Source organism: Xanthomonas sp. 1678 (assembly GCF_031455575.1).
In the GTDB taxonomy this organism is placed as follows: Bacteria; Pseudomonadota; Gammaproteobacteria; order Xanthomonadales; family Xanthomonadaceae; genus Xanthomonas_A.
In genome coordinates, this window is the sequence record NZ_JAVDSZ010000008.1 from 236214 (window position 1) to 254471 (window position 18258).

The 18258-nt window shown below is 70.7% G+C and carries 18 protein-coding genes; 5 read left to right on the top strand and 13 right to left on the bottom strand.

Translation table 11 applies throughout. The features are described 5' to 3' along the window. The first annotated feature begins 776 nt into the window (after positions 1–776). A complete protein-coding gene (locus tag J2Y70_RS15640) occupies positions 777–1349 on the top strand; it encodes an Ax21 family protein (protein WP_263396262.1) in 573 nt (190 codons plus the stop codon). 172 nt (positions 1350–1521) lie between these two features. Here J2Y70_RS15640 and J2Y70_RS15645 read toward each other — a convergent pair whose 3' ends face one another. The 5 genes from J2Y70_RS15645 to J2Y70_RS15665 form a co-directional block, all read right to left on the bottom strand. Further along, complete coding sequence (locus J2Y70_RS15645; protein WP_263396263.1) at positions 1522–2550, bottom strand: NAD(P)H-dependent glycerol-3-phosphate dehydrogenase; 1029 nt, start codon at positions 2548–2550, stop codon at positions 1522–1524. Between the two features lie 18 nt (positions 2551–2568). Further along, complete coding sequence (gene secB / locus J2Y70_RS15650; RefSeq protein WP_263396264.1) at positions 2569–3087, bottom strand: protein-export chaperone SecB; 519 nt, start codon at positions 3085–3087, stop codon at positions 2569–2571. 88 nt (positions 3088–3175) lie between these two features. Beyond that, complete coding sequence (locus J2Y70_RS15655; RefSeq protein ID WP_263396265.1) at positions 3176–3610, bottom strand: rhodanese-like domain-containing protein; 435 nt, start codon at positions 3608–3610, stop codon at positions 3176–3178. Between the two features lie 53 nt (positions 3611–3663). After that, positions 3664–4083, bottom strand: a complete 420-nt coding sequence (locus J2Y70_RS15660) for a hypothetical protein (RefSeq protein WP_263396266.1) — start codon at positions 4081–4083, stop codon at positions 3664–3666. A 38-nt stretch (positions 4084–4121) separates the two neighbouring features. Next, a complete protein-coding gene (locus J2Y70_RS15665) occupies positions 4122–4592 on the bottom strand; it encodes a YiiD C-terminal domain-containing protein (protein ID WP_309919444.1) in 471 nt (156 codons plus the stop codon). A gap of 34 nt (positions 4593–4626) precedes the next feature. On the opposite strand from J2Y70_RS15665, the gene J2Y70_RS15670 reads away from it, so the two are divergent. The 3 genes from J2Y70_RS15670 to J2Y70_RS15680 all read left to right on the top strand — a co-directional run bounded on the left by J2Y70_RS15670 (position 4627) and on the right by J2Y70_RS15680 (position 7761). Next, positions 4627–5403: a uroporphyrinogen-III synthase gene (locus J2Y70_RS15670; protein ID WP_309919446.1), complete on the top strand. Its 777-nt coding sequence runs from the start codon at positions 4627–4629 to the stop codon at positions 5401–5403. A gap of 118 nt (positions 5404–5521) precedes the next feature. Continuing rightward, positions 5522–6499 carry a uroporphyrinogen-III C-methyltransferase gene (locus J2Y70_RS15675; protein WP_309919449.1) on the top strand — a complete coding sequence of 326 codons (978 nt, stop codon included), beginning with the start codon at positions 5522–5524 and terminating at the stop codon, positions 6497–6499. Next, complete coding sequence (locus J2Y70_RS15680) at positions 6496–7761, top strand: heme biosynthesis HemY N-terminal domain-containing protein (RefSeq protein ID WP_309919452.1); 1266 nt, start codon at positions 6496–6498, stop codon at positions 7759–7761. Before J2Y70_RS15675 ends, J2Y70_RS15680 begins: the two co-directional genes overlap by 4 nt. 149 nt (positions 7762–7910) lie before the next feature. On the opposite strand, the gene J2Y70_RS15685 is transcribed toward J2Y70_RS15680, so the two are convergent. After that, complete coding sequence (locus J2Y70_RS15685) at positions 7911–8480, bottom strand: hypothetical protein (RefSeq protein ID WP_309919455.1); 570 nt, start codon at positions 8478–8480, stop codon at positions 7911–7913. Between the two features lie 184 nt (positions 8481–8664). Continuing rightward, positions 8665–9945 carry an acetyl-CoA C-acetyltransferase gene (locus tag J2Y70_RS15690; RefSeq protein ID WP_263396272.1) on the bottom strand — a complete coding sequence of 427 codons (1281 nt, stop codon included), beginning with the start codon at positions 9943–9945 and terminating at the stop codon, positions 8665–8667. Positions 9946–10049: 104 nt separating this feature from the next. Between J2Y70_RS15690 and J2Y70_RS15695 the strand changes: the two genes are divergently transcribed. Next, on the top strand, positions 10050–10937 hold the full coding sequence (locus tag J2Y70_RS15695) for a hypothetical protein (protein WP_263396273.1): 888 nt from the start codon (positions 10050–10052) through the stop codon (positions 10935–10937). 828 nt (positions 10938–11765) lie between these two features. Here J2Y70_RS15695 and J2Y70_RS15700 read toward each other — a convergent pair. From J2Y70_RS15700 to J2Y70_RS15725, 6 genes are all read right to left on the bottom strand, one after another. After that, entirely contained in the window at positions 11766–12401 is a 636-nt protein-coding gene (locus J2Y70_RS15700) for a superoxide dismutase family protein (protein ID WP_309919458.1), read from the bottom strand. 71 nt (positions 12402–12472) lie between these two features. Next, positions 12473–13054, bottom strand: coding sequence for a superoxide dismutase family protein (locus J2Y70_RS15705; protein WP_309919461.1), 582 nt, complete (start codon positions 13052–13054; stop codon positions 12473–12475). Positions 13055–13592: 538 nt separating this feature from the next. After that, positions 13593–15017, bottom strand: coding sequence for a nitrogen regulation protein NR(I) (gene ntrC, locus J2Y70_RS15710; RefSeq protein WP_309919466.1), 1425 nt, complete (start codon positions 15015–15017; stop codon positions 13593–13595). A gap of 10 nt (positions 15018–15027) precedes the next feature. Then, positions 15028–16059, bottom strand: coding sequence for a nitrogen regulation protein NR(II) (locus J2Y70_RS15715; protein WP_263396277.1), 1032 nt, complete (start codon positions 16057–16059; stop codon positions 15028–15030). A 358-nt stretch (positions 16060–16417) separates the two neighbouring features. Next, complete coding sequence (locus J2Y70_RS15720; protein ID WP_263396278.1) at positions 16418–17854, bottom strand: ammonium transporter; 1437 nt, start codon at positions 17852–17854, stop codon at positions 16418–16420. 19 nt (positions 17855–17873) lie between these two features. Continuing rightward, the gene (locus J2Y70_RS15725) at positions 17874–18212 is read right to left on the bottom strand and encodes a P-II family nitrogen regulator (protein ID WP_039009092.1); all 339 of its coding nucleotides are present in this window, start codon (positions 18210–18212) and stop codon (positions 17874–17876) included. Positions 18213–18258 lie beyond the last annotated feature (46 nt).

Sequence of the window (18258 nt, forward strand, 5' to 3'; positions counted from 1 at the left end):
GCAGGGACGTTGCGCCCATGCTAAGTCGACTAAATATACCTCGGCTATACAGTTGTCAATCGTCACGCCACTGACCCAGCGCTGTCGGAAACAAGACGGCTATCGACTACCCCGCTGCGCGCGCCACGTGCTGGCCCTTTAAGATCTCGAAGTGAAGGCTTACAACAGGCTGACCGGCACCGGCTCGATCCGTTCGGCGCATTCGCAGTCACCGCGGTCACGGGCACCTTGCCAACTATCGGTCGCGGCATTCACCCGCTTTCCCAGGACGTGTCCAACGACTTCGCCGCTGAGATCCGCGCCGCGAAGACCGCGAACAGGCTTGCGATGCGCTGGGAACATCATCTTCGGGGGCGCGGCGTCGCCGCGCGTGCTGCTGCTGAGCTACGAGCTGATGCCTGTGCCGTTCGGTACCCGGACGCAGTCAAGGAACAGTGATGGCGAAAAGTCCAGCGGGGCTGGAGGCCATTTCTCCAAGCGACATCCAGCGCCATCAACGCTTTCACCGAGGAGCGACGATCCATCGCTCGGTGGGTACGCATGAGCCGCAAGAACGCCCGCAACGCGATAGAGCAGCTCGCGCGTTGTAGTGCGCCATGCGGTTTCGATTCGCAATTGCGGCGTGCACACAAGTTCCTGAACACGCCGTTTAATTTATGTACTTGTCAGTTTGATATTCAGGGCAAGTTCGGGTGGCTAACGGATAATTTACATATCGGCAGCGAACGGCCCCACGCCTCAGCGCCGACTAAACCAATAACAAGGGTATCCCGATCATGAAGACCTCTCTGCTCGCTCTTGGCCTCCTGGCCACCCTGCCGTTCGCTGCCTCTGCGGCCGAAGGCCTGTCCTACAACTACGTCGAAGGCGGTTACATCAAGACCGACGCCGACGGCGGCGACGCGGATGGCTGGGCCATCAAGGGCTCCTACGCGATCAACCCGAACTTCAGCGTGTTCGGCGACTTCAACCGCCAGAAGACCGATTTCGGCGACGTCGACGTCGACCAGTGGCGCATCGGCGCCGGCTACAACCACGAGATCTCGACCAGCACCGACCTGGTGACCCGCGTGGCGTACAACCGCTTCGATCCGGAATTCGGCACCAAGTTCAACGGCTACAGCGCCGAAGTCGGCATCCGCACCGCGTTCAACCCGTACCTCGAGGTGTATGCGCTGGGCGGTTACGAGGACTACACCAAGAAGGACGGCATCAACCCGGACGGCGAGTTCTACGGCCGCCTCGGTGCGCAGGCCAAGCTCAACCAGAACTGGGGCCTGAGCGCCGACCTGAAGATGAACCGCGACGGCGACAAGGAATGGTTCGTCGGCCCGCGTTTCAGCTGGTAAGCAGCACCGCGTAGCACTGCGCGCAGCGTCTCTCTCTCCCGCTGCGCGCGGTTCGAAGCCCGGTCCCAGGACCGGGCTTCTTTTTTTGTGCGCCGCGCAGATCGACGCAGCCGCAGAGACCAAAAAAAGCCCGGCCGAAGCCGGGCTTTTTCGTCTCTGGAACGCCACGCGATCAGCTGAACAGTGTGGTCGGGTACTCGGGCTTCTGCTCGCGGGCCAGCAACTGCTGCAGGCCGACCGCCGGGGTCAGTTCGCCGTGCAGCACCGCGCGCACCGCGTTGGAGATCGGCAGGTCGATGCCGTGGCGCTCGGCCTGGCGCATCACCTCGTCGGCGGTCTGCACCGACTCGACCACCTGGCCGATCGCGCGCACCGCGTCCTGCAGGGTCTGCCCGCGGCCCAGTGCCAGGCCCAGGCGCCGGTTGCGCGACAGGTCGCCGGTGCAGGTCAGCACCAGGTCGCCGAGCCCGGCCAGGCCCATCAGCGTTTCCGGCTTGCCGCCGATCGCCGCGGCCAGCCGCAGCATCTCGTTGAGGCCGCGGGTGATCAGGCCGGCGCGGGCGTTCAGGCCCAGCTCCATGCCGTCGGCCACGCCGGTGGCCACTGCCAGCACGTTCTTCATCGCCCCGCCCAGCTCGGCGCCGACCATGTCGTCGCCGGTGTAGGCGCGGAAGGTGGGGCCGTGCATCGCATCGGCGACCTGCTGCGCGAACGCGGCATCGCCGTGCACGGTCACCGCGGTCGGCAGGTCCAGCGCCACTTCCTTGGCGAACGAGGGCCCGGTCACCACCGCCAGCGGCACGTCCTCGCCCAGGATCTGCTGCGCGACTTCGTGCAGGAAGCGCCCGGAGCCGGGCTCGAAGCCCTTGGTCGCCCAGGCCACGCCGGCCTGCGGCGGGCGCAGCGGCGCCAGCTGGTGCAAGGTTTCGGTGAAGGCGTGCGACGGCACCACCACCAGGATCCAGTCGGCGCCGTGCACGGCCGCCGCCAGGTCGGTGGTGGCCTGCAGCGACGCCGGCAGCGGGATCTGCGGCAGGTAGCGCGGGTTCTCGTGGCGCTGCCCGATCGCCTCGGCGATCACCGCATCGCGGCCCCACAGCACGGTGGGGAAACCGTGCCGGGCGACGAGCGCGGCCAGGGCGGTGCCCCAGGAACCGGCGCCGAGGACGGCGATCTTCTTCTTCGCGGCGTTATCGCCCATGTGCGACGGCGGACGCGCTCAGGCGTTGCCGGCCGGCTCCGAGTCGGCCAGCGACTGGCCCTCGCCCTGCTGCGCGCGCTGGCGCAGGGTCTCGGCGTACAGCGCCTCGAAGTTGATCGGCTGCAGGAAGAACGGCGGGAAGCCACCGGCCTGGATCAGGTCGCTGACCAGCGAGCGCACGTACGGGAACAGGATGTTCGGGCACTGCGTGCCGAGCAGCACGTCCACCGCCTGCGGGTCCAGGCCGACCAGGCCGAACACGCCGGCCTGCTGCACTTCGGCCACATAGGCGGTCTTGCCGGCGGCGGTGCAAGTCAGGGTCACCGCGAGCACGACTTCGAAGGCCTGCTCGTTCAGGCGCTGCACGCGCTGGTTAAGGTTGAGCTGCAGCTCCGGCTGCACGTTGTCGTTGAACACCGCCGGCGAGTTCGGCGACTCGAAGGAAACGTCCTTGACGTAGATCTTCTCGATGGTGAAAGCGGGGCCAGCCGCAGCTTCGGCCGGCGCCGCGGCGCCGTTGTTGGTGACGTCGGACATTTCTTGACTCCGGTGGATTCAGGGAACAGAAAGAATCGGGATTATCACATGCCGGCCGCGGCGCTCGGCGCCGGGCCGGGAAGCGCGATCAGCGGCCCTTGACCAGCGGCAGATCGGCCTGCTGCCAGGCGGCGATGCCGCCGTCGAGCACGTAGACCTGCTCGAAACCGGCCTTCTTCAGCTGCTTGGCGGCGGCGTCGGCCGTGTTGCCGGTGCGGCACACCAGCACCACCGGCGAGGACTTGGCGTTGGCCACCAGCTTGTGCTCGGGGCCGAACTGGCTCGGCGTGGCGTTGCGGCTGCCGGCGATATGGCCCTTCTCGAAATCGGCCGCGGCCGACAGGTCGACCAGCACCGCGTTGCCGGCGTTGATCAGCAGGGTCAGTTCGGCCGGGCGCAGGGTCTTGAAGCCGCGGAACAGGCGCATGATTTCGGTGACGATCAGGGCGATGGTCAGGCCGACCAGGGCCAGGGCCAGCATCGGGTTGCGGCCGGCGAAGGCCAGCAGTTCTTCGAAGTTCACGGGAATAGGGGGCTGGAAGCGGGCGCCGATTGTCGCACAGCTGGCCGGCGGCGCTACTGGCCGTTCCACAAGTCCGGCAGGCCGTCCAGCAGCCACCAGGTCTTGGCCTGCGCATCCCAGCGCCAGCGTTCGCGGTAGCGCACGATGCGCTCGGCCTGGGTATTGCGGTTGATCACGCCCAGTTCGATGTCGCGCACCACGTCGCCATCCTGCGCGCCGACCCGGCCGACCTTGTAGGAGGACACCTGCACCTGGCGGTAGCGTTCCAGCTGCAGGTCGGTCAGCGGATGCGCCTGCCGGTAGGCCGGATCCACCACTTCCCACGCCGATTCGAATTCGCTCCAGCGGATCGCTCCGCCGTACGCGGTCTGCAGGTTGTCGAGCTTGTTCTGCTGGCTGCGGCTGCCGGCCAGTGCGGTGCCGGCGAAGCCGAGCGCCAGCAACAGCGCCAGGGCGCGGAACATCGAGTGCATGGCGGATCCCCGGATAGGCGCGAGCGGTTGCGCGCATCCTACCCTTTCGCGATGGCGACGAAGCGTCCGCTCAGGGTCGCCGCGGCGGCGGCATCGGCCGGCCCGACCTGCGCCTGGATGCCGATCCGGGCGCGGCCGCGTTGGCGGAAGGTCTGCACGAACGCGCCCCAGTCGGCGTCCGCATCGGCGCTGGCCTGCGCGTGCAGGTCGGCGTACAGCGGCGCCAGGTAGCGCACCTGGGTGTCGGCGACGTAGACGTCGGCCTGCAGACCGGCGCGATGCAGTTCGACGTTGACCAGCGCCCAGCCGGCCAGGGTCATCACCGAGCCGAGGCTGCCGCCGAAGGCGTTGCCCTTGTCGTTGATGTTGGCCGCCAGCGGCGCGGTCAGCTGCAGCCGCTGCGCGGCGTAGCCCTGCAGCGCGACCTGCAGCGCCGCCACCGGCGGCATCGCGTCGAACTGCCGCTGCAACTGCTGCAGGAACGCATCGAAGGGAAGATCCGCTGCCATGGTGCGATTTGTGCTGCCGGTGGGGGCTCGCATAATGCCTGGCATGAGCGCATATGCAACCGCGGCCTGGACCCTGATCTCGCTGCGCCCGCAGGGCGAGCACGCGACGCTGCGACGCGCGGCGGCGCGGGTCGGCGCGCGGCTGCTGGCGGTGTCGCCATGGCGGCTGCAGGCCTGTGCCGACGATGCCGCGCGCGCCGCGCTGGCGCTGGCGCTGGCCGCGCCGCGGGTGATCTTCAGCAGCCCCGCCGCGGTGCGCGCGGCCGCGGCGCTGCAGCCGCTGGCGGCGCGGCCCGGGCAATGCTGGCTGGCGGTGGGTGCCGGGACGGCGCGCGCGCTGCAGCGCCACGGCATCGCCGAAGTCGCCACGCCGGCGCGGATGGACAGCGACGGCCTGCTCGCGCTGCCGCAGCTGGCCGCCGTCGACGGTGCCGTCGGCCTGGTCACCGCGCCCGGCGGTCGCGGCCTGATCGCCGCGCAGTTGCAGGCGCGCGGCACCGTGCTGCATCGGGCCGATGTCTACCGCCGGCTGCCGTTGCCGGTGTCCGCGGCATGCATCGCGCGACTGCGCGCCGCGGCGCCGGGCGTGCTGGCGTTGAGCAGCGGCGAGGCATTGCAGCTGGTGCTGCCGCAGCTTCCCGGCGACGTGGTCGCGGCCTGGCGTGCGCAGCCGCTGGTCGCGGCCAGCGCGCGACTGGCCGCGCAGGCCGCCGACCTCGGCTTCGCCGACGTCGCCCGCGCGGCCGGTCCGCTGCCGCAGCAACTGGCCACGGCCGCCGCCGTGGCCATGACGCGCTCGCCATCTCGCTGAACGCGCGCCGCCCGCCGGCTTGCGGCCGCGGTGCCGCTCACGCCATGCTCCCGCGGTGCCGCGCGTCCGGCCGTCGCCATCGTCGCGACGGAACGCAGGCCGACAAGGATTGCTGCCGATGACCGAAATCCCGTCCACGCCTCGCCGCTCCACACGCTGGATCTGGCTGCTGCTGGTGCTGGCCATGCTGGCCGCGCTGGCGCTGGCCGGCTGGCGCGGCTGGGAATGGTGGCAGGCGCGCAACGCGCGCGTGCTGGCCGAGCAATCGGAGATCCAGCTGCAGCTGCAGGCCCTGCAGCAGAACCTGGAAACGCTGCGCCGCGACCAGCGCGCCACCGTGCAGCGGGTGCAGGACGCGGCCAGCACCAACCGCGTGCTGCGCGACGAAATGCTCGGCCTGAGCCAGCGCAGCGCGCTGCTCGAGGACAACGTGGCCAAGCTCGCCGATTCCAATCGGCATGGCGCGCAGGCGCTGCGCCTGGACGAGGTGGAACTGCTGCTGAGCCAGGGCCAGCAGCGCCTGTACGTGGCGGGCGATACGCAGGGCGCGCGCCGCGCCTATGCGCTGGCCAGCGGCGTGCTGGAAGACGTGGACGATCCGCGCTATCTCAACCTGCGCCAGGTGTTGCTGCAGGAACGCACCGCGCTGGACGCGCTCGGCGACGGGCCGCAGGCGCGCCTGTCGGCGCAGCTGGACGCCTTCGCCGACAGCCTGGACGCGCTGCCGACGCAGTTGCCCGAACGCGCGCAGGCGCCGCTGTGGCAGCGGCTGCTGTCGCCGCTGGTCAAGATCCGCCCCGCGCAGGGCGGCGTGCTGGCCGCGCACTCGGAACGGGTCGCCGCGCGCGACGCGCTGCAGCTGGACCTGAGCCTGGCCCGCGCCGCAGTGGAACGTGGCGATGCGCGCGGCTACCGCAGCGCGCTGGCCCGCGCCGGCACCTGGTTGCAACGCCTGTGGCCCGATTCGGCACCGTTGCGCGAACGCCGCGCGACCCTGCAGACCCTGCGCAACGCCGCCCTGCGCCCGGCCATTCCCGAGCTGGGCACCACCCTGCAGCAGTTGCGCGGCATGCGCGACGCAAGGAGCCAACCATGAAATCGCTACGTTCCGTGATCGTGCTGCTGGTCGTGATCGCCCTGGGCGTGATCGGCGCGCAATGGCTGGCCCAGGACAAGCTGGGCGACCTCGGCGAAGTGATCGTGCGCGCCGGCGGCAACGACTACATCTCGCCGTTGCCGCAGGCGGCACTGCTGCTGGTGATCGCCTTCCTGGCGCTGTTGCTGCTGTGGAACCTGCTCAGCTTCCCGTTCCGCGCCTGGGGCCGGCATCGCCGCAAGCAGTCGCGCGTGCGCCTGATCGAGGGCCTGACCGCGCTGCACAACGGCCAGTGGACGCGCGCCGACAAGCAGCTCGCTGCCGCCGCGGAGGATCCGGAGGTCAGCGCCGTCGCTCTGGTCGCGGCGGTGCGTGCGGCCGATGCGCGCGCCGACGCGGAGGCGGCCAACCGCTACCTGCAGCGCCTGGCCGAGCGCGACGCGAGCGCGTACGCGCTGCTGCAGGCCGAGCGCCACCTGGCCCAGCAGCGTCCGGTCGAAGCGATCAACGCGCTGGACGTGGCCGCGGCGCAGCCGTTGCCGCCGCGCGGGCTGCTGCTGCGCACCGAGGCGCTGGCCAGCATCGGCCGCGCCGGCGAGGCCTACGGGCAGCTCGGCGCGATCCGCCAGCAGCAGGCCTTGCCGCTGGAGGCGGTCGGCGCGCTGGAGGCGCGGCTGGCCGCGGCGTCGCTGCAGCAGGCGGCCGACGCCAACGAGCTGGCCGCACGCTGGGAAAGCCTGCCCAAGTCGCTGCGCAGCGAGCCACCCGTGGTCGCGGCCTACGCGACCCGCGCCGCCGCGCTGCACTGGGATGATGCCGCGCTGCGCAGCGTGGAACAGGCGCTGGAGACGCGCTGGGACGAAGGTCTGGCCGCGCTGTACGGGCGCCTGCCGGTGGAGAAATACGATTCGCGCCGCGCCAGCGCGCAGCGCTGGCTGCAGAGCCATCCGGACAGCCCGGGCCTGCTGCTGACCCTGGCACGGCTGGCCCGTCACCAGCAGCAGTGGCCGCAGTCGGAGGAGTTCCTGCACCGCGCGCTGGCGCTGGGCGCCGGTGCCGAGGCCTGGGAAGCGTTCGGCGATGGCTACGCCGAGGCCGGGGACATGCCGATGGCCCAGCGCTGCTACGCCAATGCACTGCGCGTGCAGCGCGGTGAGCCCGTCGAACCGCTGCCCGGCCTCGCGCCCGTGCTGCCGATCGATCCGGATCCGGCCGCCACCGAACGCCGCGACGACCACGGTTTTCCGCGCCTGCAGGAGTGAGGCAAGCGGCCACCGTACCGGCCTCTTGCCGCCGCTGACCGGTGTGACCGGCGGCACGGAGCCCCCGTCCGCGCATTGCAGACCTGAGAGCGGCGGCAACGTCGGCGAACGGCGCGAACGCCGTCAGGTGCGCCGGCGAATCGCCCGGCTCAGCCCCGCAACGCGGCCGGCAGCGTCGGCAGTCGCGCCAGGAACGCCGGTGCCACGCCCTTGTAGCGCGCATAGCGCTCGTCCATGCGCCGCGGCACCAGGATGCGCGCGCCGATCATGCCGGCAATCAGCATGACCAGGAACAGGCCCGCGCCCAGCCAGACTCCGGCTTCGCCGCCGATGGCGACGCCCAGCAGCGGCCCGGCGACGAACGCAGCGGCGGTGAGCAGCACGAACCCGTTGCGCCGGCGCCGATGCGCCGCGCACAGCCCGAGCACATGGCTGCTGCGCTTGCGCGCGATCAACGCCGCGATCGCGTAGATCAACACGCTCACCACGATCAGCACGTACCAGCCCGGCGCATGCCAGTAGAACGTGCGCTTCTTCAGCTCGTCGTTGCGCAGCGCCACGCCGCACTTCACGCAGTGCGCCGGGAACGGCGTATCGCGCAGGCACAGCAGATCGTCGCCGTCGCGCCACAGCGTCTCCCCGGGCAGCGGCGGCATGGTGGCGGTCTGGATGGCGGCGTCGGGCGCCTGGTACGGATTGAAGCTGTCCTGCTGTGTCATGGCATGCGCCCCCTGCGCGCCGTCTCGCCCGCGTCATGCAGGCGAATGGCGCGCATGGTACCGCGACGGCGGCACAGCGCTAAGCGCGCGCCGCCGGAAGCCAGTAGGGACACGCATCAGCGCAGGGCGGCAGCGTGCACGCAACCCGCGCCCGGCGCGCCTGGCCGGCGCACGGAATCGCCGCTCAGCGCTCGACGATCGCCACCACGCCCATGCCACCGGCGGTGCAGATCGAGATCAGCGCGCGGCCGCCGCCGCGTTCCTGCAACTGCTTGGCGACGGTGGCGACGATGCGCGCGCCGGTCGCGGCGAACGGATGGCCGGTGGCCAGCGACGAGCCCAGCGGATTGATCTTGGCCGGGTCGATCTGGCCCAGCGGCGCGTCCAGCCCGAGCCGATTGCGGCAGTAGTCCTCGCTCTCCCAGGCGCGCAGCGTGCACAGCACCTGTGCGGCGAAGGCCTCGTGGATCTCGTAGATGTCGAAGTCCTGCAGGCTCAGGCCGTGGCGCTTGAGCATGTCCGGCACGGCGATGGTCGGGGCCATCAGCAGGCCTTCGCCATGCACGAAGTCCACCGCGGCGACCTGCGCGTCGCGCAGATAGGCCATCGGCACGTGGCCATGCGCCTGCGCCCATTCCTCCGACGCCAGCAGCACCGCAGCGGCGCCGTCGGTCAGCGGGGTGGAATTGGCGGCGGTCAGGGTACCGCGGCCGCTGCTCTTGTCGAACGCCGGCTTCAGCGTAGCCAGCTTCTCCAGCGAGGTGTCGGCGCGCAGAATGTTGTCGCGCTCCACGCCGCGGAACGGGGCGATCAGGTCGGCGAAGAAGCCGCGCTCATAGGCCGCGGCCAGCTTGTGGTGCGAGGACACCGCCCAGGCGTCCTGCGAGTCGCGCGCGATGTTCCACTGCTTGGCCATGTCCTCGCAGTGGTCGCCCATGCTCTTGCCGGTGCGCGGCTCGGCCACGCCGGGGAACTCGGGCTTGAGTTCGGCGAACTTGAAGCTGCGGGTCAGCGCGCGGATCTTGTCGCCGGTGGTCTTGGCGCGGTTGGCCGCCAGCAGCCGCGCGCGCAGCTTCTTGCCATAGACGATCGGCACCTCGGAGGTGGTGTCCGAACCGCCACCGATGCCCGACTCGATCTGCCCCAGCGCGATCTTGTTGGCCACGGTGATGATGCTGTCCAGGCTGGTGCCGCAGGCGCGCTGCAGGGTGATGCCGGGCGTGAGCGGCGACAGGCCCGAGGACAGCGCGGCTTCGCGGCCCAGGTTCCAGTCGCTGGAGTGCTTGATCACCGCCCCCATCGCCACCTCGCCCAGCTGCTGCCCGTGCAGGCCGTAGCGCTCGACCAGCGCACCCAGCGTCCGTACCGACATGCCGAGGTTCCCGACATCCGCGTATGCCGTGTTCTGGCGGCAAAACGGAATACGGACGCCGCCGAGAATGGCGACGGGACGGGCTGCTGGCATGGGATTACCTCGCGCGAGGAGAGTCGGGGACATGACCTGCACGTTAGCGCAGGCATAATGAAGCGAGTGTAGCTTTGCGCCCGCGATGGGCCAACCGCCAAGCCATGAGCCAAGCCATTGCCAGCATCAATGCCCACGGCGTGATCGCCCTGGAACTGTCCGCCGGGCTCGCCCCGGCCCACGCCGCGCTGCCGCACGCGCTGGCCGCCGAGCTGGCCGAGAAGGTCGGCCGCGACCTGGCGCAGCTGGTGCCGGCGGTGCGCGACCTGGAGCTGAGTCTGGCCGGGGCGCATTTCGACCCGGCCGAAGTGCTGCGCCCGGGCTGGCCGATGCACCGGCGCCTGGACGAGTTGCGCGCGCGCGCCCCCGGTCGCGAGACCGGCCCGCGGCTGCTGGCGTTCGGCGCCGACGCAGACGGCACCGTGCCGCTGCCGTTCCAGGCCGATGCGGCGCTGCTCGGCGGTGCGCTGCGGGTGGTGCCGTTCCTGCTCAGCGGGCCGGCGCAGACGCTGCAGCCGGTCGCCGAGGCGCTGGAAGACCTGCTGCTGGCGCAGGGCATGGCGCAGCCGGACACCGCGTTGCTGGCGCAGCAGGCGTTCGGCGCGCAGATCGAGCACGCGCGCTACCTGACGGTCAACGACCTGGCCGCGATGATGTCGATGCAGTACGACAACCAGGGCCTGGCGCCGCTGTGGCCGCTGATCGAGACCGCATTGCTGGCGCCGGACCAGGAAGAATGGCTGGCGAGCCCGCCCGAACCGCTGCTGCGCTACCGCGGCGGCGAAGTGCGCATGGCCCTGTTCGACCCGGCCAGCTGGTGCGCGCACTATGCCCAGGACCGCCAGGACTGCGAACGCCTGCAACGGGTCTACGAACACTACCTGGCCCGGCAGCGGCAGCTGGCCGCGGTGCTGGAAGCGCATGGCCTGCCGGTGCTGTACGTGCATTGCGAGGCCGGGCAGGACGCGAAGCAGGCGCTGCTGGCGGCGTGAGGTGTGCTTGGTCGGCAGGCGGCCGCCTGACCGGCAATGACATCCTCGGTTGATCATGATCTGCGGCGTGCCGGCTCTGTTTGTCGCGGCTGATGCTGCTCCTACAGAAAGCTAGGGCGCCGGAGCCGCTGAGCGTCTCGGTTCTGCTCGTCGCGACTGAAGTCGCTCCCACAGGAGGTGCGGCGTGCAGCAGGGTTGGTGACGGGAGGGCTGCGATCGCCGCCGGTTACGGAGCCGGATGCCTTGCCTGGGTCGCAGCCCGCTGACGCCGATCGCCCGCTTCCATATACGTTTGCGACTTGCGTCGCGCTACTACTCGTTCCGGGCCGCTGGCTGACTTCGTCTGTCGCGGCTGAAGCCGCTCCTACAGAAAGCTAGGGCGCCGGAGCCGCTGAACGCCTTGGTTCCGCTCGTCGCGACTGAAGTCGCTCCCACAGGAGGTGCGGCGTGCAGCAGGGTTGGTGACGGGAGGACTGCGGCCGCCACCGGTTGCGAAGGCGCTTGCCCGCTTCGCAATTCGCCGCCGTCGATCGCCCGCTTCCATAAGGCGTTTGCGACTTGCGTCGCGCTACTCGTTCCGGGCCGGGCGCTTGCTGACTTCGTCTGTCGCGGCTGAAGCCGCTCCTACAGAAAGCCTGCGGCGCCGGAGCCGCTGAGCTTTTGGCTCCGCTCGTCGCGACTGAAGTCGCTCCCACAGAGGTGCGGCATGCCGCTGGTGGTGACGGGAGGACTGCGACCATCACCGTTCCAAAGCCGCCGTCTTGCCGGCTTAGCAACCCGCTGCCGACGCACGCCCGCTTCCACGGGCGTGCGTCGGTTTGCGTGCGCTTACTGCGCGGCCGGGGCCGCCGCGTTCGCGTTGCCCTTGATCACGCCGCAGGCCAGGCGGCCGCCGGCGTTGCCGGTGGGCTGGGTCTTGTAGTCGTCCGGGTCGGCGTGGACGATCACCGCGTGGTTGAGGATGTCGAAGCCGTCGCCCTTGCCGATGTTGACGTTGTTGGACACCTGCGCGTCGATCATGGCCTTGCCCTCGGCGTCGGCCTTTAGGTTCGGCATGTCGCCGCCGTGGTGCGGGTCGGCACTGACCTGCCCGTGCTCGGACTTGGCCGGGTTGAAGTGGCCGCCGGCGCTGCTGCCGTCGGGCGCGCTGCAGTCGCCGAACTCGTGGATGTGGAAGCCGTGCTCGCTGTTGGGCTTGAGCCCGGTGATGGTGCCGGTGACGTGCACGGCGCCGTCGACCACGTTGAAGCTGACCTCGCCGGCCACTTGGTTGCCCTGGGTCGGGCTCAGCGCGGCGCTTGCGGCGGCCTGCGCGCTGGCGGCAGGCGCAGGTTCCGCGGCCGGTGCCGGGGTGGCGGCCGGCGGCGTCGCCGCGGCTGGCGCGTCGGTTGCGGGCGCTTCGCGCTTGCAGGCGCCGAGCGCGAGGGTGGTGGCCAGGAACAGGACGGTCGGGAGGGTACGCATGGAAGTTCTCCTTGAAGGGGCCGCGCAAGGCGGACGTTCGCCGCGGAGCCAGGCCCCGGGCGGGTGTGCGATCAGCGCAGCACGCGGATCACGCCGCAGGCCACGCGCGCACCGGCGTTGCCGGCCGGTTGGCTGCGGTAATCGTCGGCATCGGCGTGCGCGACCAGCGCGCGGCCGGCGATGTCGTTGGGCGCGCCGCCGCCGAGCACCACGCCGTGCAGCAACACGTCGACTTGGGCGATGCCGTCGGCGTTGGCGCCGAGGTTGTCCATGTCGCCGGCATGGTGCGGGCCGCTGCCGGCACGGCCGTGCGGGCCGCCGAGCGGATTGAAATGGCCGCCGGCGCTGCTGGCATCTGCCGCGCTGCAATCGCCGCGCTCGTGCACGTGGAACGCGAACGGGCGGTTCGGCTGCAGGCCGCCGAGCGTGCCGGTGATGCGCACCCCGCCCGGCGCCGCCACCAGCGACAGCTTGCCGCTGACCAGGCTGCCCGAGGCCGGCGCGAGCACCGCCTGCGCCTGCTGCGCGGTGCCGCTGGTCGGCAGCGGCGGCGCCTTCGGCGGTGGCGGCGCCGGCGGTGCGGGCGGCGTACTGCTGCAGCCGGCCAGTATCAGCAACGCGCTTCCCACGATGGCATGCAACTTGTGACGCATCGACATTGGCTCCTGTGTGCAGCGGAAACTAGAGGTGGGGCCGTTCACGGCTCATGAAGGCTGCTTTCGCGGCAAGTCTAACCGGGGCTGCATGCGTGCCGGAACTCGGAACTCGGAACTCGGAACTCGGAACTCGGAACAGAAGAGCGCGGCAGCTGTGGGTTCGCAAGGCTGCGGAGCGATCAGAGCCAAGGCATCGCGCTTTTCGGCCGCGTGACTTACCGGCAGAGCGTGGCGCTTGCCGGTGCACGAGGTGCGGAGCGATATCAAGGCGTCCTGCTTTCCGAGTCCGCAGTTCCCAGCCCCGACGCAGCCAGCGCGACGCCGGTCCGGGCCTGCGCGGGATTGGGAACTCGAAAACAGCAGAACGCGGCAACTGTCGGCTCACAGGCGTACGGAGCATCAAAGCAGGGCATCGTGCTTTTGCGGTTACGAACGCAGGATCTGCAGCGCGTGGCGGTGGCCGCTGCAGGTGCATGGCCCGATCGGAGCAAGCCATCTCGCTTTACGAGTCCCCAGTCCCGAGTCCCGCCCCGGCTCAGCGCCGCCGCCGCCCCGGCCCGAGCTTGCGCGTCACCGTGTTGCGGCCCACGCCCAGGCGCGCGGCGGCTTCGGCGCGGCGGCCCTGGGTGAAGCGCAGGGCTACTTCCAGCAGCGCCTTGTCGAAGCGGTCGCGCGCTTCGGCGTGCAGGCCTTCGGCGCCGTCGGCCAGGCGCTGCTGTGCCCAGGCCGACAACTGCGCGTCCCATTCGCCGCCCTCGCCGCTGCGCTCGCGGCGGCTGCCGCGCAGCAGCGCGCCGTCCACGTCGTGCGCGTCGATGACCTCGGCCGGCGCCAGCGCGGCCAGCCGCCAGCACACGTTCTCCAGTTCGCGCACGTTGCCCGGCCAGGCGTAGCCGCGCAGCGCGTCCAGCGCCGCCGGCGACAGCCGCTTGGGCGGGGTGTCGAGCTTGCGCGCGGCCATCGCCAGGAAGTTCTCGGCCAGCTGCGGCACGTCGGCGCGGCGTTCGCGCAGTGGCGGCAGCTGCAGCCGCACCACGTCCAGCCGGTGCAGCAGATCGGCGCGGAAACGGCCCTGTTCGACCAGCGCTTCCAGGTCCTGGTGGGTGGCGGCGATCACCCGCACGTCGACCCGGATCAGCTCGCGGCCGCCGACGCGGAAGAATTCGTTCTCGGCCAGCACGCGCAGCAGCCGGGTCTGCAGCGGCAGCGGCATGTCGCCGATCTCGTCGAGGAACAGGGTGCCGCCGTCGGCCTGTTCGAAGCGGCCGATATGGCGCCGCTGCGCGCCGGTGAAGGCGCCGGCCTCGTGGCCGAACAGTTCGCTTTCCAGCAATTCGGCCGGGATCGCCGCGGTGTTGAGCGCGACGAACGGCTTGCGCGCGCGCGGCGACTCGGTGTGCAGCGCGTGCGCGACCAGTTCCTTGCCGGTGCCGGTCTCGCCGTTGATCAGCACCGACAGCGGCGCCTGCGCCAGGCGGCCGATGGCGCGGAACAGCGCGCGCATCGCCGGGGTGTCGCCGATCAGTTCGGCGCTGCCCTGGCTGGGGACCGGCAGCGCGGCCTCGGCGACGCCGCCGGCCTCCGGCAACGCGCGCGCTGCCAGCGCCACCGCGTCGTCCAGGTCGAACGGCTTGGACAGGAACTCGTGCGCGCCGCCGCGGAACGCGCCGGCGGTGCTGGCCACGTCGGTATAGGCCGACATCACGATCACCGGCAGCTGCGGGTGCGCGGCCTTGAGCTTGTCCAACAGCACCAGGCCGTCGTCGCCGGGCATGCGCACGTCGGTGAACAGCAGGTCCGGCAACGGCCGCTGCGCCAGCGCCTGCAGCGCCGAGGCGGCGCTGTCGAAGCCGTCCACGCTGTAGCCAGCGTCGCGCAACGCGGTGGACAGCACGAAGCGGACCGAGCGGTCGTCGTCGACCACCCAGATGCGTTGCGATCCTTCCAGGGATTCGGTCATCGGACTGCTCCTATTCGGGGTCCGCTGCGGCCTGCGGCAGCAGCAGGGTGAAGACGGTATGCCCGGGGCGGGAGCGGAAGGTCAGCGAACCGGCGTGCTCGCGCGCCACCTGCTGCGCCAGCGCCAGGCCCAGGCCGCTGCCTTCGGCGCGGCCGCTGACCAGCGGCAGGAACAGGTGCTCGGCCAGTTCTTCGGGCACGCCGCGGCCGTCGTCGACGATCTCCAGGCGCACGCCGCGCGCATGCACACGGTCGCGGATGCGCTGGGCGTGCTCGACGCGGGTGCGCAGGGTGACCTGCGCGGCACCGGCCTGGATCGCGTTGCGGACCAGGTTCCACACCGCCTGGGTCAGGCGGTCGGCGTCGCCGAGGAATTCGGGGATGCTGGGGTCGTAGTCGCGCTGCAGGCGCACCGACCAGCCGCCCTCGTTCTCGGCCAGGCGCAGCACCCGTTCCAGCACCGCGTGAATGTTGAGCATGGCGTGCGGCCGTGCCGGCGCCGGCGACAGCAGCTGGTCGAGCAGGCTGTTGAGGCGCTCGATCTCCGCGCCGATCAGCTCGATCAGCTCGCGTTCGTCCTCGTCGCGGTGCTGCGCGCGCCGCGCCAGCAGCTGCGCGGCGCCCTTGAGCCCGGCCAGCGGATTGCGCAATTCGTGGGCCAGGCCCTTGAGCGCCGCGCCCAGCGCATTGGGCAGCGCCTGGGCCGGGTCCAGGGTGGGGAATTCGTCGACCGGGTGCGCTTCCAGCAGCCAGCCGCCGTCGTCCATCCGCGCCAGCCAGCCTTCGGCGAAGCGCGGGGTCTCGCCGGGAATGGCCAGCGCCATGCGGTGCAGGCGCAGCACGTCGCGCTCGTCGTTGCGCAGGAACCGCGCCAGCGCGTCGCCCTGCACTTCCAGCGAGGCCAGCGGCTGGTCGAGCAGGCGCCGCACACTGACCCCGAGCCAGCGCGCGAAGGCCGGATTGGCGCCGAGCAGGCGGCCGTCGGCGTCGGCCCAGACCACCGGGGTGCCGAGCACGTCGATCGGAGGTGGAGGCGCGGTCATGGACATTGCACCAATGTAGTGCAAAGGCAGCCGGAAGGCGCTGAACGCCCGGCAGTCCGGGGCACCGGCCGGAACCGGCCGACAACGCGGGCCGCCGAGGCGGTGCCTGTCGCTGCCGTCGCTGCCGTCGCTGCCGTCGCCGCAGGCGGGCACGTGGCGCCGCAGGCAACGGGGAAAGAAATGAGTGGGGGTCTGGCGAGGCTAGCGGCCACGCGGAATACCTCGATCGCTGGAAGAACTGCCGTCGTTCCGCCCCATGGAGCGCCGGCGATGGCCTCTGGCCGCCAGGACCGGTCGCGACCGGTCGCAGGCGGATTGCCGCAGCGGCCCGCGACGCATGGTCGCGGGCCGGTCTTGCTCAGGACTCGTACGCGGACTCGCCGTGCGAGGTGATGTCCAGACCTTCGCGCTCGGCTTCTTCCGGCACGCGCAGGCCGAACACCAGCTTGGCGACCAGGAAGCCGACCACCGACACCACGCCGATCCACACCAGGGTGATCAGCACGCCTTCGGCCTGGATCAGCACCTGATGGCCGATGCTGTAGTCGCCGCCCTTCTGGCCGCCCAGCGAGGCGGCGGAGAACACGCCGGTCAGGATCGCGCCGATGATGCCGCCCAGGCCATGCACGCCGAACACGTCCAGGCTGTCGTCGGCGCCGAGCAGGCGCTTGAGGCCGGTGACGCCCCACACGCACAGCACGCCGGCGGCCAGGCCGATGGCGATCGCGCCGAACGGGCCGACGGTACCGCAGGCCGGGGTGATGCCGACCAGGCCGGCGACCATGCCCGAGGCCACGCCCAGCGCCGAGGACTTGCCCTTGATGATCTTCTCGGTCAGCGACCAGCCCAGGATCGCCGCGGCGGTCGCCAGCAGCGTGTTGAGGAAGGCCAGCGCCGCGCCGGCGTTGGCTTCCAGGTTGGAGCCGGCGTTGAAGCCGAACCAGCCCACCCACAGCAGCGAGGCGCCGACGAAGGTCAGGGTCACGTTGTGCGGCTTGATCGCCTCGCGGCCGAAGCCGGTGCGCTTGCCGACGAAGTAGGCGCCGACCAGGCCGGCGATACCGGCGTTGATGTGCACCACGGTACCGCCGGCGAAGTCCAGCGCGCCCTTGTCGAACAGGTAGCCGCCGGTGGCCCAGACCATGTGCGCCAGCGGCAGGTAGCCGAAGGTGAACCAGATCACCGAGAACAGCAGCACCGCGCCGAACTTCACCCGCTCAGCGAAGGCGCCGACGATCAGCGCGCCGGTGATGCCGGCGAAGGTCAGCTGGAAGACGACGAACACGTACTCCGGCAGGCTCACGCCCTTGGTGAAGGTGGCTGCAAGCGTTTCGATCGTCACGCCCTTCAGCAGCGCCTTGTCGAGGTTGCCGATCCACGGGCCTTCGCCGGAGAACGCCAGGCTGTAGCCGTAGACCACCCACAGCACCGCGATCAGCGAGAACACCACCGCGACCTGGATCAGCACCGACAGCACGTTCTTGGCGCGCACCATGCCGCCGTAGAACAGCGCCAGGCCCGGCACCACCATCAGCAGCACCAGCAGCGTGGAGGTCAGCATCCAGGCCACGTCGCCCTTGTCCACGGTCGGCGCCGCTTCGGCAGGCGCGGCCGCGGCGGCCGGCGGCGCCGGCGGCGTCAGTTGTTCGGTGACCACGTCCGGCGTCGGCACCGGCGTCACTTCGGCCTGGGCGAAGGCCGTGCCCGGCACGCCGATGGCCATCGCGCTGAACAGCATCAGCATGCATACCGCGTAGAACCGGGCCTTCCACCCGGAGAAAAGACCTGTCTTCATGAACGGCTCCAGAGTGGGGTTAGAGCGCATCTGCGCCGATCTCGCCGGTACGGATCCGGATGACCTGTTCGATCGCGGTGACGAAGATCTTGCCGTCGCCGATCTTGCCGGTCCCGGCGGCGGTCTGGATCGCCTCGACCACGGCCTCCAGGCGCTCGTCGGTCACCACGGTCTCGATCTTGATCTTGGGCAGGAAGTCGACGACGTACTCGGCACCGCGATACAGCTCGGTGTGTCCCTTCTGCCGGCCGAAGCCCTTGACCTCGGTGACGGTGATGCCGGACACGCCCGCCTGTGACAAGGCCTCGCGGACCTCGTCGAGCTTGAACGGCCGGATGATGGCGGTGATCAGTTTCATGCGCATACCCCGTTGGTGGAAGGAGCCGGCTGCCGAACCCCGGCCG

What these genes read in the sequence shown, in the direction of transcription:
- J2Y70_RS15670 (WP_309919446.1), top strand. Translation starts at nt 4,627, where the DNA reads ATGCCTGGCATGAGCGCATATGCAACCGCGGCCTGGACCCTGATCTCG.
- ntrC (WP_309919466.1), bottom strand. Translation starts at nt 15,017, where the DNA reads ATGACCGAATCCCTGGAAGGATCGCAACGCATCTGGGTGGTCGACGAC.
- J2Y70_RS15695 (WP_263396273.1), top strand. Translation starts at nt 10,050, where the DNA reads ATGAGCCAAGCCATTGCCAGCATCAATGCCCACGGCGTGATCGCCCTG.
- J2Y70_RS15640 (WP_263396262.1), top strand. Translation starts at nt 777, where the DNA reads ATGAAGACCTCTCTGCTCGCTCTTGGCCTCCTGGCCACCCTGCCGTTC.
- J2Y70_RS15665 (WP_309919444.1), bottom strand. Translation starts at nt 4,592, where the DNA reads ATGGCAGCGGATCTTCCCTTCGATGCGTTCCTGCAGCAGTTGCAGCGG.
- J2Y70_RS15715 (WP_263396277.1), bottom strand. Translation starts at nt 16,059, where the DNA reads ATGACCGCGCCTCCACCTCCGATCGACGTGCTCGGCACCCCGGTGGTC.
- J2Y70_RS15675 (WP_309919449.1), top strand. Translation starts at nt 5,522, where the DNA reads ATGACCGAAATCCCGTCCACGCCTCGCCGCTCCACACGCTGGATCTGG.
- J2Y70_RS15660 (WP_263396266.1), bottom strand. Translation starts at nt 4,083, where the DNA reads ATGCACTCGATGTTCCGCGCCCTGGCGCTGTTGCTGGCGCTCGGCTTC.
- J2Y70_RS15680 (WP_309919452.1), top strand. Translation starts at nt 6,496, where the DNA reads ATGAAATCGCTACGTTCCGTGATCGTGCTGCTGGTCGTGATCGCCCTG.
- J2Y70_RS15705 (WP_309919461.1), bottom strand. Translation starts at nt 13,054, where the DNA reads ATGCGTCACAAGTTGCATGCCATCGTGGGAAGCGCGTTGCTGATACTG.
- J2Y70_RS15690 (WP_263396272.1), bottom strand. Translation starts at nt 9,945, where the DNA reads ATGCCAGCAGCCCGTCCCGTCGCCATTCTCGGCGGCGTCCGTATTCCG.
- J2Y70_RS15700 (WP_309919458.1), bottom strand. Translation starts at nt 12,401, where the DNA reads ATGCGTACCCTCCCGACCGTCCTGTTCCTGGCCACCACCCTCGCGCTC.
- J2Y70_RS15645 (WP_263396263.1), bottom strand. Translation starts at nt 2,550, where the DNA reads ATGGGCGATAACGCCGCGAAGAAGAAGATCGCCGTCCTCGGCGCCGGT.
- J2Y70_RS15685 (WP_309919455.1), bottom strand. Translation starts at nt 8,480, where the DNA reads ATGACACAGCAGGACAGCTTCAATCCGTACCAGGCGCCCGACGCCGCC.
- J2Y70_RS15720 (WP_263396278.1), bottom strand. Translation starts at nt 17,854, where the DNA reads ATGAAGACAGGTCTTTTCTCCGGGTGGAAGGCCCGGTTCTACGCGGTA.
- secB (WP_263396264.1), bottom strand. Translation starts at nt 3,087, where the DNA reads ATGTCCGACGTCACCAACAACGGCGCCGCGGCGCCGGCCGAAGCTGCG.
- J2Y70_RS15725 (WP_039009092.1), bottom strand. Translation starts at nt 18,212, where the DNA reads ATGAAACTGATCACCGCCATCATCCGGCCGTTCAAGCTCGACGAGGTC.